The sequence below is a fragment of the Shumkonia mesophila genome, assembly GCF_026163695.1.
In the GTDB taxonomy this organism is placed as follows: Bacteria; Pseudomonadota; Alphaproteobacteria; order Rhodospirillales; family Shumkoniaceae; genus Shumkonia; species Shumkonia mesophila.
In genome coordinates this window covers 418,001-432,993 of sequence record NZ_JAOTID010000002.1, presented here as the reverse complement: position 1 = coordinate 432,993, position 14,993 = coordinate 418,001, and the positions used below count along the sequence as shown (strand labels likewise).

The window sequence follows — 14,993 nt, the reverse complement described above, 5'->3', positions numbered from 1 at the left end:
CCTGAAACAGGCCTGCCTGCACCCCACCGCAGTCGCTGTGGAAGACCGCCAGGGGGTGTCGACCTACGAGGAAGTGGCCCGCAGGGCGAATGGTGTTGCCCTTGCGTTGATCGGGGCCGGCGTGAAACCGGGTGATCGGGTCGCCCTGCACATGGCGCGCGACCGCGATGCCGTCGTGGCGATCCTGGGCATCTTTGTCGCCGGCGCTGCCTACGTGCCGTTGGACCCGGCCTACCCGGCGGAGCGCAATGCCTTCATCCTTGCCGACGCCGGATGCCGTGTCGTCATCGCCGACGCCACCGGTCGTCTCGCGCTTGGCACCACTTTCGACGGTCCGATCATCGATGCCGCTACGCTCGTGGAGCGGAAAGCCGATACCCCCCCAAGCCTGGAGGACGAAAGGAATCCCGACGATCGCGCCGCCTATCTGATGTACACCTCGGGCTCGACCGGCCAGCCCAAGGGTGTTCTGGTGCCGCAGCGCGCGGTGATCCGGCTGGTCATCGGCGACGACTACGTCCACCTGAGCCCCGATGACCGTATTCTCCAGACCGCTCCACTGGCGTTCGATGCTTCCACGTTGGAGATCTGGGGACCTCTGCTCAACGGTGGGCGGATTTGCATCGCCTACCGCAACGACCTGCTCGACCCTGCCACCTTGGCCGAAACCATCCGCCGCCTCGGAATCACTGTCCTTTGGTTGACGGCCAGCCTTTTCAACCGACAGGTTGAACACGACCCCGCCAGCTTCCAAGGATTGCGGGCCGTGCTGACCGGCGGCGAAGTGATGAGCATGGTCCACGCGCGACGCGCTTTCGACGCCTGTCCCCGTGTCATATTCATCAACGGGTATGGCCCGACTGAAAACACCACCTTCACCACCGTTCATCGGGTAAGGCCCGAGGATCTGGATTTTGCCTCGATGCCGATCGGCCGGCCGATCCCCCATACCCGGGTGGCGGTTCTCGACGCCGCCGGACACCGCGTCCCGATCGGCGTGTGGGGGGAAATCCATGCTGGCGGCCTCGGCTTGGCCGACGGCTACTGGAACGCCGCCGACCTGACCGCGCGGGCCTTCATCGACGATCCCGAACATGCCGATCAACGGCTCTATCGCACGGGCGACCTTGGCCGTTGGCGGGATGACGGCACCCTCGAATACGGCGGTCGAAGTGACACGCGGCGGGAACGCGCCCCCCGATGGTCTGCTTCCATCCCGTTGGCGGCAACGTGCTCTGCTATCGGTCCCTGGCGGAGGCGCTGGGCCCGGACCAACCCCTGTATATGATGCAATCCTATGGCTTGGAGGAAAGCCATCCCCTGCTGCCGAGCGTCGAGGAAATGGCCGCGGCCTACCTGGAGGCCCTGCGCGGTATCCTGCCCAAGGGACCGTTGGTCCTCGCCGGATGGAGCTTCGGTGGACTCCTCGCCTACGAGGCGGCAAGCCAACTGCAACGGACGGGTAGGAAGGTTTCGGCGGTTCTGCTGTTCGACGCCGTGGCCTCGCCCGGCCCTATTCGCACCCTGCTGCGCGAGGACGAAGCCGAGTACTTGGCCATCCTGTTCGAGGAACTTCACATCGTCGATGCTGCCGAGATGCGGGCATGCAGTCCCGAGGCCCGACTGGACCTGTTGGTCGAGCGTGGGCGCGGCTCGGACCTGCTGCCTGACAGCATCGACCGTGCCGGCATGCGCCGCCTGTTGGGAGTGTTCCAGAACAATGCGCTGGCGGCGATACGCTACCGGCCACGACACACGGACGGGCGGCTCCTGTTGGTGCGTCCACGCGTTTTGACCCGACAGGCGCCGGGCATCCCCGGTGATGACCTGAATGGCTGGGGGGCGTTGGCGGCCGGCGGAGTGGAATTGCGCTGGATGGACGGAACGCACGGGCAAATGATGCAGAAGCCATTCATCAATCAGCTCGCCGCCTTCGTTCAAGACCATCTGAACGCCATGGCCGATCGGTAAGCCGGCGGCGGTCACAGAGGGAAGCCACCCCGAAAAAACCTGGCCTCTGAACGGCGAGGACAGGCGAATTTGCACAGAGACGACGCCCTCCCGCACAAACTCCGCCAATACGGAGATGTCGCCAGTGAACATCCCCAAAAGACATCAGGCCCGGGGGGCTGAAACCAGCCCCGCCGAGCCTGACGCACGTTAGGAATTTACCGTTTTAACTCAGATGGTTAGCCTTTAGGACGAATAATACATCTGGAACTCGACCGGATGGGGCGTGTGCTCGAAGTTGTAGACCTCTTCCCACTTGAGCGCGATGTAGCCGTCGATCAGGTCGTCGCTGAAGACGTCGCCCTTCTTGAGGAAGTCGCGGTCGGCGTCGAGCGCGCCAAGGGCCTGGCGCAGGCTGCCGCACACCGTCGGCACTTCCTTCAGTTCTTCCGGCGGCAGGTCGTAGAGGTTCTTGTCCATGGCGTCGCCGGGATGGATCTTGTTCATGATGCCGTCCAGGCCGGCCATCATCATCGCCGCGAAGGCCAGGTAGCCATTGCAGGTCGGGTCGGGGAACCGCACCTCGACGCGCTTGCCCTTGGGGCTCGCGGCGTAGGGAATGCGGCAGGACGCCGAACGGTTGCGCGCCGAGTAGGCCAGCAGCACGGGTGCCTCGAAGCCCGGGATCAGCCGCTTGTAGCTGTTGGTGCCGGGGTTGGTGATGGCGTTGAGCGCGCGGGCATGCTTGATGATGCCGCCGATGTAATAGAGCGCCGTCTCGGAGAGGTCGGCGTACCCGGAACCGGCGAACACCGGCTTGCCATTCTTGAAGATCGACTGGTGGGTGTGCATACCCGAGCCATTGTCGCCGATGATCGGCTTCGGCATGAAGGTCGCCGTCTTGCCATAAGAGTGGGCGACCATCTGCACGACGTACTTGTAGATCTGCAGGTTGTCGGCGGCCTTGACGAGGGTGTCATACTTGATGGCCAGTTCGTGCTGGCTGGGCGCCACCTCGTGGTGATGCTTTTCCATGGGCAGGCCCATTTCCTTCATCACCGTGACCATCTCGGCGCGCAGGTCGGAGGCCGAATCCACCGGCGGCACCGGGAAATAGCCACCCTTGATCGGCGGGCGGTGACCGGCATTGCCCTCGGGCATGATCTTGCCGGAAACGTACGGGCCCTCGTCGGAATCGAGCTCGTAGGAGCAGGTGTTCATGGCGACCTTGTAGCGGACATCGTCGAACACGAAGAACTCGGCCTCGGGGCCGAAGTAGGCGGTGTCGCCGATGCCGGTCGAGGCCAGATAGGCCTGGGCCCGCTTGGCCAGCGAACGCGGATCGCGGTTATAGGGCTGGCCGGTCGACGGCTCGACGATGTCGCAGAAAAGGATGAGCGAGGGCTGCGCCGAGAAGGGGTCCATCACCGCCGTTTCGGGGTCCGGAACCAGGAGCATGTCCGATTCATTGATGGCCTTCCAACCGGCGATCGACGATCCGTCGAACATGATGCCGTCGGCGAAGGCTTCGTCGTCGAGAGTCTCCGGCGTCTGCGCCGTGTGCTGCCACTTGCCGCGCGGGTCGGTGAAGCGCAGATCGACGAACGGAATGTCCTGCTCCTTGATGACCTTCATGACATCGGCCGGGGTTTTGCAATTCAAAGGCATGTCAGGTTCCTCTTCCCATCCACTGACGTATTGAAATTGGTCAAATCTTCTGGCCCGGCTTTGCCGGGTTAAATGGCGTCCGTACCGCGTTCGCCGGTCCGGATGCGAACGGCTTCCTCGACGTTGGTGACGAAGATCTTGCCGTCGCCGATGCGATCGGTCCGGGCCGCCCGCTGGATCGCCTCGATGGCGGGTTCCACCTGGCTGTCCTCGAGAACCACCTCGATCTTCACCTTGGGCAGGAAGTCGACGACGTATTCCGCCCCACGGTAAAGCTCGGTATGCCCTTTTTGGCGCCCAAAACCCTTGGCCTCGATCACCGTAATACCTTGGAGGCCGACCTCCTGAAGGGCTTCCTTCACCTCATCCAACTTGAAGGGTTTGATGATGGCTTCGATTTTTTTCATGAAATCTGGCCTCTCCGGCTAAAGAACCGGCCCGCGGAGGGAACCGGTCCGAGTTACCCTTTGGATGACCGTCCCTTCGGCACCGTCCGATGCGCCCGGCAGGGTCGCCACTCCATACGCACAACACGTGCCAGCTTCCAGGGGATCGAAAAACCCTTGAAAGCCCGGGGCCTTGGGCCGGAGACCGGCGGATGCGGCCGAGGGAACGGGAAGGCTGGTGCTTTAATTTTAGGCAAACGGCGCGAATTTAAACAGAAGCGCGGCCCGTTTGGATGCATCCGACGAAACCATTTGAACCGGTCGTGCGAAGCGGGTAAGGGCTGAAGCCAGCTTCCGCCCGCCGCGGCGGTTCCCCCTGTCCCGGCAGTCGTCCCGATGATCTCCGACCCCCTGTTTTACGCCGTCGCCGTTCCCGCCGTGCTGCTGGCCGCCATTTCGAAGGGCGGCTTCGGGGGCGGCCTGGCGATGCTGGGTGTTCCCCTGCTGTCCCTGGTCATCCCGGCGCCCCAGGCCGCCGCCATCATGCTGCCCATCCTCTGCCTGATGGACGTGATGGGCGTCTGGGCGTACCGGAAGACGTGGCACCGGCGCAATTTCTGGATCATGGCGTCCGGCGCGCTTATCGGCATCGCCATCGGCACGTTCACCTTCCACTGGTTCAGCGACGGCTCGATCCGGCTGCTCGTCGGATGCATCGCCGTGGTTTTCTCGCTGGACTACTGGTTTCGCAAGAAGCCGGCCAAGGCCAACGCCAATCCCGATGTCGGCAGGGGGATGTTCTGGGGGGCGCTCTCCGGTTTCACCAGCTTCCTGGCCCATGCCGGCGGCCCGCCGGCCAATACCTATCTGCTGCCCCAGCGGATGGACAAGACGCTCTTCGTCGGCACCATGGTCATGCTGTTCACCGCCGTCAATTACGCCAAGCTGTTGCCCTATTGGTGGCTGGGCCTGCTGCCGGCCGGCAATCTGGCGATGTCGCTGATCCTGGCCCCCTTGGCCCCGGTCGGCGTGGTGCTGGGGATCTGGCTGCACCGGCGCATTTCGCCGACATGGTTCTATCGGCTATGTTATCTGTTCCTGTTCGTCACAGGCCTCAAGCTTTTTTACGATGGCGTGCTGGCCACGCTCGGGTAAGAATGCCGGCCTGCGCCAACGACGACCCGCCCCCCACGGATCGCGCCAAGGAGACACTGGCCGATGAAGTATACCGACCCCGGATGTGCCTATTGCCCCCCAGAAATTCGCGTCTGCCGGCAGGGCGACGACCAGCACGGCCCGGGATGGTGCCCCAGCAAGGTGGATGATCCCGGCATCGCCAAGGGATTCGCCAAGTATCAGGATCCCTTTCTGGCCAAGGTCGCGCTCGAGTCCGCCCGCGTCGAGGCCGAGGGCTATTGCGAATGGACGCGCGTCGAGGAAGTCTGCGCGTTCGCCAAGCGCATGGGATTCCAGAAGATCGGCATCGCCTTCTGCGTCGGCGTGTTCGACCTGGCGGCCATCCTAACCCGGGTCCTGGAAAGCCATGGCTTCACGGTCGCCTCGGCCTGCTGCAAGGCCGGCGGCATCGCCAAGGAGGAAATCGGCATCCAGGACCACGAGAAGGTCCACCCCGGCAAATTCGAGGCGATGTGCAACCCGATCGTGCAAGCCGAACTGCTCAATCGCGCGGGAACCGATTTCAATGTCGTCGTCGGCTTGTGCGTCGGGCACGACAGTCTGTTTTTCAAGCACGCCGAAGCCCTGACGACGACCCTGGTGGCGAAGGATCGGGCTCTCGGCCACAACCCGGCCGCCGCCCTGCTGCTGGCCGACGGGTATTTCCGCCGAATCTGGGGGCCGCTCAAGCCCGAGGTGCCCTCGAAAAAGCCGGCGGCCCCCGTCGAAACCGCCGGCCCGCAGAAGGCCGCTCAAAGCTTGACGGGGCATCGGGTTGAGGCTACACAGGGGCCCGCCGATGGCGGGAGTAGCTCAGGTGGTTAGAGCGCCAGATTGTGGATCTGGATGTCGTGGGTTCAAGTCCCATCTCTCGCCCCAGATTTGAAAGGCTTGGCCGCTTCCGGCCAAGCCTTTCTTTCACTTTGCCGGCGGCTTTTTGGCGACCCGGGGTCGTCAATCGCCCTTTGCATAGGGATTGTGGATCGACCGGACGATGGCCTCGAAAACCTCCCGTACCTGGCCTTCCTCACACCCCATCAGGACCGCATCCTCGAGCGCATCCTGGCAACATTGGCGAATTTCCTCCAGGTTCTCGGTGAGAACCTTCAGTTTCTCCCGACATGCCACGGGGCTGCCGTTGGGCTGCCGCCAGACGATCGCCGACAGGTCCAGGGATTTGGGTGACGTCGCGTCCATGTTCCTCAACATGGGAATGCCCGAAGGCGCCGACCACCCCCAAAACGACCCTTTCCGCGGGGCGGCGCTTCTTGCGCGTGCGCCCATGCACTCTATTGAATCGACGGGATGGTGCCTTTTATATGGAAGGGGCTTCTTACCATCCCGGGCAATTGACGGATTTCGTGGCATTTCCGGCCGTCTCGGCGGATGAGAGGGGCGGGACATGCCGGCAAGAAGACCATTTCGGCCGATTGCGGAGGTAATTCGATGACGTCCATGCAGACCCTGAAAGCGTCCGACGCGGCACACGCGCCCCACAAGGATATGGCCAACGCCATCCGCTTCCTGGCGGCGGATGCCGTGCAGAAGGCCAAGTCCGGCCATCCTGGCATGCCGATGGGCATGGCCGACGTCGCGACCGTGCTGTTCACGCGCTTCCTCAAGTTCGATCCGACGGCGCCGCGCTGGGCGGACCGCGACCGCTTCGTGCTGTCGGCGGGCCATGGCTCGATGCTGCTGTACGCGCTGCTCTATCTGACCGGCTACAAGGACGTCACCATCGACGAGATCAAGAACTTCCGGCAGTTGGACTCCAAGACGCCGGGCCACCCCGAATACGGCCACACCGAGGGCGTCGAAGCGACCACCGGCCCGCTGGGGCAGGGGTTGGCCATGGCGGTCGGCATGGCGCTGGCCGAGCGCATGCGCAACACCCGCTACGGCGACGACCTGGTCGACCACTACACCTACGTGATCGCCGGCGACGGCTGCCTGATGGAAGGCATCAGCCACGAAGCCATCGGCTTTGCCGGCCACCTCAAGCTCTCGAAGCTGATCGTGCTGTGGGATGACAACAGCATCTCCATCGATGGCTCCACCGACCTCGCCCGGACCGAGGACCAGCTGGTGCGCTTCGCGGCCGCCGGCTGGGCGACCCAGGCGGTCGACGGCTTCGATCCCGAGGCAGTCGCCGCCGCCATCGAGAAGGCGCACAAGTCGGACAAGCCGACCATCATCGGCTGCAAGACGGTGATCGGCCGCGGCGCGCCCACCAAGCAGGGCACCGCCGCCAGCCACGGCGCGCCGTTGGGAGACGACGAGATTTCCGGCGCCCGTGCCACCCTGGGATGGTCGTATCCGCCGTTCGTCGTTCCCGAAAACGTGCTGGCCGCCTGGCGGGCCGCCGGCGCCCGCGGCGCCACCGCCCGCAAGCAGTGGGAAGGCCGGCTGGCCGCCACCGCTGCCGAACTGCGCAGCGAATTCGAACGGAGCGAGGCGGGCCGTCTTCCCGAGGGCTGGCAACAGGCATCGGCCCAGCATCGCAAGGCCCTCGTCGCCGAAAAGCCCGCCCTGGCCACCCGCCAGGCCTCGGGTGCCGCGCTGGAAGTCCTCACCGCCGCCATTCCCGAGCTCATCGGCGGTTCGGCCGACCTCACCGGATCGGTCAACACCAAGACCAAGAGCACGCAAAGCATCGACACCGGTGATTTCTCGGGCCGCTACATCCATTACGGCGTGCGCGAACACGCCATGGGCGCCATCATGAACGGGCTCGCCCTGCACGGCGGGTTCATCCCCTATGCGGGAACCTTCCTGGTGTTCTCGGATTATATGCGGCCGGCGATCCGCATGGCCGCCATGATGGGGGTGCGCGTCATCCATGTCCTGACCCACGATTCGATCGGCCTCGGCGAAGACGGGCCGACCCACCAGCCGGTCGAAACCCTGGCCTCGCTGCGGGCCATTCCCGGACTCGCCGTCTATCGCCCGGCCGATGCCGTCGAGACGTCGGAATGCTGGGATCTGGCGCTGACGTCGACCGCCGGGCCGGCGGCGATTTCGCTAAGCCGGCAGGCCGTTCCCACGGTGCGCGCCGAGATCGGGGAAAACCTCTGCGCCCGCGGCGGCTACGTGCTCGCCGAGGCCGAGGGCGGCGCCCGCAGGGTCACCCTGATCGCCACCGGAACCGAGGTCGCCATCGCGCTCGCCGCCCGCGACATCCTGCAGAAGGAGGGTGTTCCGACGGCGGTCGTGTCGCTGCCGTGCTGGGAACTCTTCGACGCCCAGCCGGAGGGCTACCGCCGCCAGGTGCTCGCGCCCGACACGGTCCGCGTGGCGGTGGAGGCGGCCATCGACCAGGGCTGGCACCGCTACATCGGCGAGAACGGCGTCTTCATCGGCATGCACGGCTTCGGAAAGTCGGGACCGTACAAGAAACTGTTCGAACACTTCGGCATCACGCCGGAAAAGGTGGCAGCCGCCGCCAAGGCCAAACTCTGAGGGAGGCTCTGGCCTCCCATACCCCCAACAGAGGGAGAACGACATCATGGCACTCGTATCGATGAGGCAACTTCTCGACCACGCGGCGGAGCACGATTACGGCGTTCCGGCGTTCAACATCAACAATATGGAACAGATGCTGGCGATCATGGCGGCGGCCAAGAAAACCGACTCGCCGGTCATCATGCAGGCCAGCCGCGGGGCGCGAAAGTACGCCAACGACACGGTGCTGAGCTATCTGATCAAGGCGGCGATCGAGATGTACCCGGACATTCCGGTGTGCATGCACCAGGACCACGGCAACAATCCGGCGACCTGCCTGTCGGCCATCTCGTTTGGCTTCTCCTCGGTGATGATGGACGGCTCGCTCTCCGAAGACGGCAAGACGCCGGCGTCCTACGACTACAACGTCGGGGTCACCGGCAAGGTTACCGACATGGCCCACATGGTCGGGGTCTCGGTGGAGGGCGAACTGGGCTGCCTGGGGTCTCTGGAAACCGGCAAGGGCGACAAGGAAGACGGCCACGGCTTCGAGGGCAAGCTCGACAAGAACATGCTGGTGACCGATCCCGACGAGGCGGCCGATTTTGTCGGCAAGACCGGCGTCGACGCGCTGGCGGTGGCCATCGGCACCTCGCACGGCGCCTATAAGTTCACCCGCAAGCCGACCGGCGAAATCCTGGCCATGGACATCATCAAGAAAATCCACGCCAAGCTGCCCGACACCCATCTGGTGATGCACGGCTCCTCGTCGGTGCCGCAGGAACTGCAGGACATCGTCAACACCTACGGCGGCGAGATGCCCCAGACCTTCGGGGTGCCGATCGAGGAAATCGTCACCGGCATCAAGCACGGCGTGCGCAAGGTCAACATCGATACCGACAACCGCCTGGCGATGACCGGCCAGATCCGCCGCGTGCTGACCGAAAAGAAGGCGGAGTTCGACCCCCGCACGTACCTGAAGCCGGCGATCGAAGCGATGCAGAAGCTGTGCGAGCAGCGCTACGAGCAGTTCGGCACCGCGGGTCAGGCCTCGAAGATCAAGGCCATTCCGTTGGCCAAGATGGCCGAACGCTATCGGTCCGGCGAGCTCGCGCCGAAAATCAGGTAGGGAAGGGGCGGGAACCATGGCCCACGCCGTGAAGATCGCTCCCTCCATTCTCTCGGCCGACTTCGCCCGGCTGGGAGAGGAAGTCCGCGCCATCGACGAGGCGGGCTGCGACTATATTCATGTCGACGTCATGGACGGGCATTTCGTGCCCAATATCACCATCGGTCCCGCCGTCGTCGCGGCCCTGCGGCCGCACACCCAAAAGCCGCTCGACGTGCACCTGATGATCTCGCCGGTCGACGCCTACCTCGAGGCCTTCGCCAAGGCCGGCAGCGACATCATCACGGTGCACGCCGAAGCCGGCCCCCACCTGGATCGCAGCCTTCAGGTCATCCACGCGTTGGGCAAGAAGGCGGGGGTCTCGCTCAACCCGGCGACGCCGGCCTCGGTCCTCGAATTCGTGCTCGACCGGATCGATCTCGTCCTCGTCATGACGGTCAATCCGGGCTTCGGCGGCCAGGCCTTCATTCCCGCGCAGGCCGCCAAGATCCGCGATATCCGGCGGATGGTCGGCCAACGCGCCATCGAGATCGAAGTCGACGGCGGCATCAACGAGAGTACGGCCGGGACGGTCGTCGAGGCCGGCGCCGACGTGCTGGTCGCCGGCAGCGCGGTCTTCGGCAAGGGAAGTTACGCCGACCGGATTGCCGCCCTCCGGGCGGCGACGCGCCGATAATCTGTCTCGACCCTTCGGGTCGTCTCGCTGATTCTCCATTACAGCTCCGGCCCCACGAAGGGGCCGGAATGTCTTTTGACCGCCTGGGGCGGAAGCCTACTGCGCCAGGCAGTACGGCCATCTGTTGCTATAAGCCGTGGCGGCCAGCCCGTCGTCGGCGCCGTGGGCGCAGCGGTAGACATCGGTCATCGCCGTGGCCGCCAGCCCGTCGTCGCCCGTTTCCGGCCGCGCCGCCGGCGCGTTGAGGGCGCCGCCGCTGGCCCGCCAGGCCGCCATCAGAGTGCCTTGGACTTCTTGCATCGTCGTCCTCCGCGTCGATTTGTTTTCAGGAATTCGTTCCGCCGATCATAGGCGCAATTGCGGATTGCGCGCAATCCCGCCCGGGCTTGCGGCGCCGCCCCTTCTTGCATCAGACTGCGCCGCGCCACAAAAAGAAGGGCCGTCCCCATGGTTCTGGTTGCGATCGGCGAGGCCAACATCGATGCCTACCTCGCCTTCATTTTCGAGGAGGCCGACGAGAATGGCCGCGAGTTCATGGCGACCATCGACTTGCGCGGCGCCGTGCTGCGCCGCCGCCAGGACCATTTCTATCTCGAGGACAGCCGGCCGGCGGCCTCGCTTTCGGTCGACCGCAAGGAGCGCCCCGACGGCAGCCTGATGGTCAGCCTGACCATCACGCCCAAGGGCCGCCAGTCGGGCCCGCTGCTGGCCGCGCTCGCCGAGTTCCTGGCCGTCGAGGAGAAGTCGGCACCGCGGCTGCGCCGCTACCGGCTGACCGCGCCGCCCGAGATGACGATGCCCGAGGCCGGGCTGGCCCGCCTGGGCTTCGCGGCCCGCCCCGGGCGCGTCAAATACGTGCGCGATCCCGGACCGCCCAACGAAGGCGAGTTCCCGGGCGCCGAGGCGGCGCTCGCCAAGGGCTACGCCATCGCCGAGATCGACGAGGCGATGATCGCCGCAAACCCCGCCCTCTTCGCCACCGTGACCGACATCTTCAACCGCGGCTTCGCCGGCCAGGCCGGCATCTCTGCGCGCGACGAGGCGGTCATGCGCGAGCGCCTCACCGCGCCGGGCTGCGGCACCCTGCTGGCGATGAAGGGGGCGGCGATCACCGGCTACATGCACTTCACCAAGCTGGCCAAGGAGGTGCTGGTCGGCGAATACGCCAGCGTCCGCCGCCACTGGGGCAGCGGCTCGGTCGACTTGATGTGCCGGCGCATGGCCGCCCTGGTCGACGAACGCTGGGGCGGCCCCATCGTCGGCTACGCCGACGTCACCAACGCGCCGTCCTGCGCCGCCATGGAACGCGCCGGCATGCGCCGCGCCGAGGAATACCCGGTGTGGGAATTGAGAGTCGAGGCGGGCGCCCCGATTGGCCCCATCCCCTGACCGGTATGGGCGAGATCCGGGACAAGACGTCCGGCCGTCAGCTCAGGGCGTCGATCTCGTCGTTGGAAAGATTGCCCGGCACGATGGTGATCGGCACCCGAAGGCCGCCCGCCTTCTTTTGGACCAGGTATGAAATCAGCGGCCCGGGGCCATCCGGTCCGGTGGCGGCGCCCAGAATGAGCAGCGAGATGCTCTTCTCCTCCTCGATGACCGCCAAGAGCTCGTCCTTCACGTCGCCCTCGCGAATGTAAAGGACCGGCATCTTTCCGGTTTGCTTCTGAACGGCAGTGGCGATCAATTGGATCGTTTCCTCGGCCTCTTCCCGCCGTTCCTCGCGCATCAGATCGCCGATCGCCAGCCAATGCTGGAACTCGGCGGGTTCCACCACGCAAAGAAGGCCGACGCGGGCGTCCTGGCGGTTGGCCTTGCGACAGGCGAACCGCAGGGCCGGCCACAGTTCGGCCGTTTCGTCGACAACGCACAGGAAAACGCCGCCGTCGGAAGGGGTTGCGCCTTCAGCCTCAGTCTCAGCCATTCCTCTACGCCTTGCTGCGGAAAAAGACGCTGGCCAGCCATCCTGCCACGCAGGCAATCGCGATGGCAAGAAGCCCATAGGCCAGCCCGTTGGTATGGGCGAGATCGAAAACCCGGGCCTCGAATCCGGCCCGGGACAGGATGAGAGGGGTACTGGCCGATCTCACGACTTCGCCCCCCTTGATCAGAAAAACGGTGACCCGATAAGGCCCGACCGAGGCGTTGGCCGGGAAATGGATGTCGGTGCGGAACAGACGGCTGCCCAGGAACTTCACCTCGGTCGGCTCGGCCGGAAACAGGTTGACGCGCTGTTTGTTGCGCACCAGCGCCGTCCGGAACGCGCTGGCCTCCTGCTCCGCGATTTTTTCGGAAGGCGTCAACCACAGATGATCGACGCCGATCCTCTCCTGGGCCTGCTCCTCGGGGGGCAGGATCTGATCGAGAGGGGCGCTGCTGGCCAGGGCATAGAAGGCCGGCACGTTGCTGAAAACCACCTCGTCGCTGTTCAGCCAAATCCCGCCGACGCGTGCCTTGCGCCGCACCACCTCGGTGCGGCGCGGTCCGCGAACCTCGACCACCACGTCGCCGGCCCCCTCCGTCGCCCCGAACAGCACCAGCTCCGCCCCGGCGTAGTTCAGCGCGACCGACACCTCGTGCCGGGACAGGTCGATCACCAGTTCGTCATGGCTGAGTGGAACGGCGACGGCAGCCGGCTGGGCCCCGAAAAGAACTGGAAACATCCAGGCGGCGAGGTTGAGGCCCTCGATCATTGCGACCCCACGATGCCGAGCGAATAGAGATCGCCCGGCGTCCTCACCAGATCGAACACCAGCTGCGCGCAGACGGTCAGCACGAGAGCCGCCAGAAGGACGCGAAGCTGGTCGCCCGGCATCTTGGCGCCGGCCCGCGCCCCGAACTGGGCGCCGATCACCGCGCCGACCAGCAGAACCAGAGCCAGCATGATATCGACGGTCTGGTTGGTGACGGCCTGCAGAACGGTGACGTTGGCCATTACGAACACGATCTGGAAGAGCGACGTTCCGATGACCACCGTGGTCGGCATGCCCAGCAGATAGATCATCGCCGGAACCATCACGAAGCCGCCGCCCACCCCCATGATGGCCCCCAGAATGCCGACCAGGAAGCCGATGCCGATGGGCGGCAGGACGCTGATGTACAGGCGCGACCGCCGGAACCGCGTCTTGAACGGCAGGCCGTGAATCCAGAGGTGGGTATGCTGGCGCCGGCGGACCTGCCTCTTGCGGCGGATCGCCGCACGCACGCTCTCGACGAACATCAGGCCGCCGATGACGCCGAGGAAAATGACGTAGGCAATCGTGATCACCAGGTCGATCTGGCCGATCTCGCGCAGAAGGGTGAACAGCCAGACGCCGAAGACGGACCCCAGGATGCCGCCGACCAACAAGACGGATCCCATCTTCAGATCGACGTTGCCGCGCCGCCAGTGCGCGATCGCCGCGGAAACCGACGCGGCGACGATCTGGTTGGCGCCGGTGGCCACGGCGATGGGCGGCGAGATGCCGATGAACATCAAAAGCGGTGTCATCATGAAGCCGCCGCCGACCCCGAAAAGGCCGGAGAGGAAGCCGACTCCACCCCCCATGCCGAGGATCAGAAAGAAGTTGACCGACATCTCCGCGATGGGGAGGTAGACCTGCATGGCGGCTCAGTCACGCTCGAAAGGCAGGGAACGCGCATCCCCGACGCCACAACACCGCCGCCGGGAGCCACGCGTCTCGCCGACTTTCTGCTGCACGGCCATAGCGTCGCCTTCCATGGCAAGATGCCCGACGTGTCACCCCGTCGTTGCCGATGGTGGGGAAACCGTCCCAGCCAACCAAAACCGGGTCCCCGACGGGGGTCTCCGCCGCCATTCCCTCGCGGAACAAGGGGCTGCGTCATCTAAATGACCCCTCAACACCTTGTCAACTCGGTATTCTGCGGCGGGTGGGGCCTTTTCCCCACAATCCGAACGGGATGTCTTCCATCCGTCATCGCAGGGTGGATTGTCGATCCGCTTTCCGCTATTTTAGATTTTCCTAATGTTCTCATCCCCTATCGCCAGGAGACGTCCGCCATGAGCGGGGAAGACGCCATCGCCAAGCAAAAACAAATGACCATCATCGTCACCAAGGGCACCCTCGACTGGGCCTATCCGCCGTTCATCCTGGCCACCACCGCCGCCGCCATGGACGTCAACGTGTCGATGTTCTTCACCTTCTACGGCTTGCAGCTTCTGAAAAAGGATCTCGGCCACCTGCGGGTTTCGGCCCTCGGCAACCCGGCCATGGAGATGCCGCTGGCGGGCCTTCATCTGACGATGCCCAACGTGGCCGCCGCGCTGCCCGGAATGGACGCCCTCAGCACCACCCTGATGCGGAACCTGATCAAGCGCAAAGGCGTGGCTTCCATCGAGGACCTGCGCGAGGCGGCCCTCGATTCCGAGGTCGAGATGATCGGCTGCCGGATGACCATGGATCTCTTCGAATGGACCGCCGGGGACCTGGTCGAAGGCATCGCCATCGGCGGCGCCGCCACCTATATGGAAAAGGCCCTGAAGTCGGATATCAACCTGTTCATCTGATCCGCCGACGGCGGAAAACCTGGTCAAAAGGAGAACCTC

The 14,993-nt window shown here is 64.9% G+C and carries 16 protein-coding genes and 1 tRNA gene; 10 read left to right on the top strand and 7 right to left on the bottom strand.

The window, feature by feature from the left end; genetic code table 11:
- The first annotated feature begins 1 nt into the window (after position 1).
- Both ODR01_RS05400 and ODR01_RS05395 read left to right on the top strand, forming a co-directional pair.
- On the top strand, positions 2 to 1,288 hold the full coding sequence (locus ODR01_RS05400) for an amino acid adenylation domain-containing protein (protein ID WP_316976845.1): 1,287 nt from the start codon (positions 2 to 4) through the stop codon (positions 1,286 to 1,288).
- The gene (locus ODR01_RS05395; protein WP_316976584.1) at positions 1,201 to 1,971 is read left to right on the top strand and encodes a thioesterase domain-containing protein; all 771 of its coding nucleotides are present in this window, start codon (positions 1,201 to 1,203) and stop codon (positions 1,969 to 1,971) included. The genes ODR01_RS05400 and ODR01_RS05395 overlap by 88 nt, the downstream gene beginning before the upstream one ends.
- 225 nt (positions 1,972 to 2,196) lie before the next feature.
- On the opposite strand, the gene glnA is transcribed toward ODR01_RS05395, so the two are convergent.
- Together glnA and ODR01_RS05385 are read right to left on the bottom strand one after the other, a co-directional pair.
- A complete protein-coding gene (gene glnA, locus ODR01_RS05390; RefSeq protein ID WP_316976583.1) occupies positions 2,197 to 3,618 on the bottom strand; it encodes a type I glutamate--ammonia ligase in 1,422 nt (473 codons plus the stop codon).
- Between the two features lie 68 nt (positions 3,619 to 3,686).
- Positions 3,687 to 4,025: a P-II family nitrogen regulator gene (locus ODR01_RS05385; protein ID WP_316976582.1), complete on the bottom strand. Its 339-nt coding sequence runs from the start codon at positions 4,023 to 4,025 to the stop codon at positions 3,687 to 3,689.
- A gap of 375 nt (positions 4,026 to 4,400) precedes the next feature.
- Here ODR01_RS05385 and ODR01_RS05380 point away from each other — a divergent pair, with 375 nt between their 5' ends.
- From ODR01_RS05380 to ODR01_RS05370, 3 genes are all read left to right on the top strand, one after another.
- Positions 4,401 to 5,159, top strand: coding sequence for a sulfite exporter TauE/SafE family protein (locus ODR01_RS05380; RefSeq protein WP_316976581.1), 759 nt, complete (start codon positions 4,401 to 4,403; stop codon positions 5,157 to 5,159).
- A gap of 63 nt (positions 5,160 to 5,222) precedes the next feature.
- Positions 5,223 to 6,005 (top strand): DUF1847 domain-containing protein, encoded by a 783-nt coding sequence (locus ODR01_RS05375; RefSeq protein ID WP_316976580.1) that lies wholly within the window; start codon positions 5,223 to 5,225, stop codon positions 6,003 to 6,005.
- Positions 5,983 to 6,059, top strand: a tRNA-His gene (locus ODR01_RS05370). Before ODR01_RS05375 ends, ODR01_RS05370 begins: the two co-directional genes overlap by 23 nt.
- Positions 6,060 to 6,134: 75 nt before the next feature.
- Here ODR01_RS05370 and ODR01_RS05365 read toward each other — a convergent pair.
- Entirely contained in the window at positions 6,135 to 6,389 is a 255-nt protein-coding gene (locus ODR01_RS05365) for a hypothetical protein (protein WP_316976579.1), read from the bottom strand.
- 237 nt (positions 6,390 to 6,626) lie between these two features.
- Here ODR01_RS05365 and tkt point away from each other — a divergent pair, with 237 nt between their 5' ends.
- Genes tkt through rpe form a run of 3 tightly spaced genes read left to right on the top strand, consistent with a single transcriptional unit; the run spans position 6,627 to position 10,426 of the window.
- On the top strand, positions 6,627 to 8,639 hold the full coding sequence (tkt, locus tag ODR01_RS05360) for a transketolase (protein ID WP_316976578.1): 2,013 nt from the start codon (positions 6,627 to 6,629) through the stop codon (positions 8,637 to 8,639).
- 46 nt (positions 8,640 to 8,685) lie between these two features.
- Entirely contained in the window at positions 8,686 to 9,750 is a 1,065-nt protein-coding gene (gene fba / locus ODR01_RS05355) for a class II fructose-bisphosphate aldolase (protein WP_316976577.1), read from the top strand.
- Between the two features lie 16 nt (positions 9,751 to 9,766).
- Positions 9,767 to 10,426 (top strand): ribulose-phosphate 3-epimerase, encoded by a 660-nt coding sequence (rpe, locus tag ODR01_RS05350; RefSeq protein ID WP_316976576.1) that lies wholly within the window; start codon positions 9,767 to 9,769, stop codon positions 10,424 to 10,426.
- Between the two features lie 96 nt (positions 10,427 to 10,522).
- Here rpe and ODR01_RS05345 read toward each other — a convergent pair whose 3' ends face one another.
- Positions 10,523 to 10,726, bottom strand: coding sequence for a hypothetical protein (locus tag ODR01_RS05345; RefSeq protein ID WP_316976575.1), 204 nt, complete (start codon positions 10,724 to 10,726; stop codon positions 10,523 to 10,525).
- Positions 10,727 to 10,873: 147 nt separating this feature from the next.
- Here ODR01_RS05345 and ODR01_RS05340 point away from each other — a divergent pair, with 147 nt between their 5' ends.
- Positions 10,874 to 11,815, top strand: coding sequence for a hypothetical protein (locus ODR01_RS05340; protein ID WP_316976574.1), 942 nt, complete (start codon positions 10,874 to 10,876; stop codon positions 11,813 to 11,815).
- Positions 11,816 to 11,852: 37 nt separating this feature from the next.
- Here ODR01_RS05340 and ODR01_RS05335 read toward each other — a convergent pair whose 3' ends face one another.
- Genes ODR01_RS05335 through ODR01_RS05325 form a run of 3 tightly spaced genes read right to left on the bottom strand, consistent with a single transcriptional unit; the run spans position 11,853 to position 14,030 of the window.
- Positions 11,853 to 12,350: a universal stress protein gene (locus ODR01_RS05335; protein ID WP_316976573.1), complete on the bottom strand. Its 498-nt coding sequence runs from the start codon at positions 12,348 to 12,350 to the stop codon at positions 11,853 to 11,855.
- 4 nt (positions 12,351 to 12,354) lie between these two features.
- On the bottom strand, positions 12,355 to 13,119 hold the full coding sequence (locus tag ODR01_RS05330; protein ID WP_316976572.1) for a TIGR02186 family protein: 765 nt from the start codon (positions 13,117 to 13,119) through the stop codon (positions 12,355 to 12,357).
- Positions 13,116 to 14,030 carry a sulfite exporter TauE/SafE family protein gene (locus ODR01_RS05325; protein WP_316976571.1) on the bottom strand — a complete coding sequence of 305 codons (915 nt, stop codon included), beginning with the start codon at positions 14,028 to 14,030 and terminating at the stop codon, positions 13,116 to 13,118. Before ODR01_RS05325 ends, ODR01_RS05330 begins: the two co-directional genes overlap by 4 nt.
- Before the next feature lie 417 nt (positions 14,031 to 14,447).
- Here ODR01_RS05325 and dsrE2 point away from each other — a divergent pair, with 417 nt between their 5' ends.
- Positions 14,448 to 14,954, top strand: coding sequence for a sulfur carrier protein DsrE2 (dsrE2, locus tag ODR01_RS05320; protein WP_316976570.1), 507 nt, complete (start codon positions 14,448 to 14,450; stop codon positions 14,952 to 14,954).
- The last annotated feature ends 39 nt before the right edge of the window (positions 14,955 to 14,993 follow it).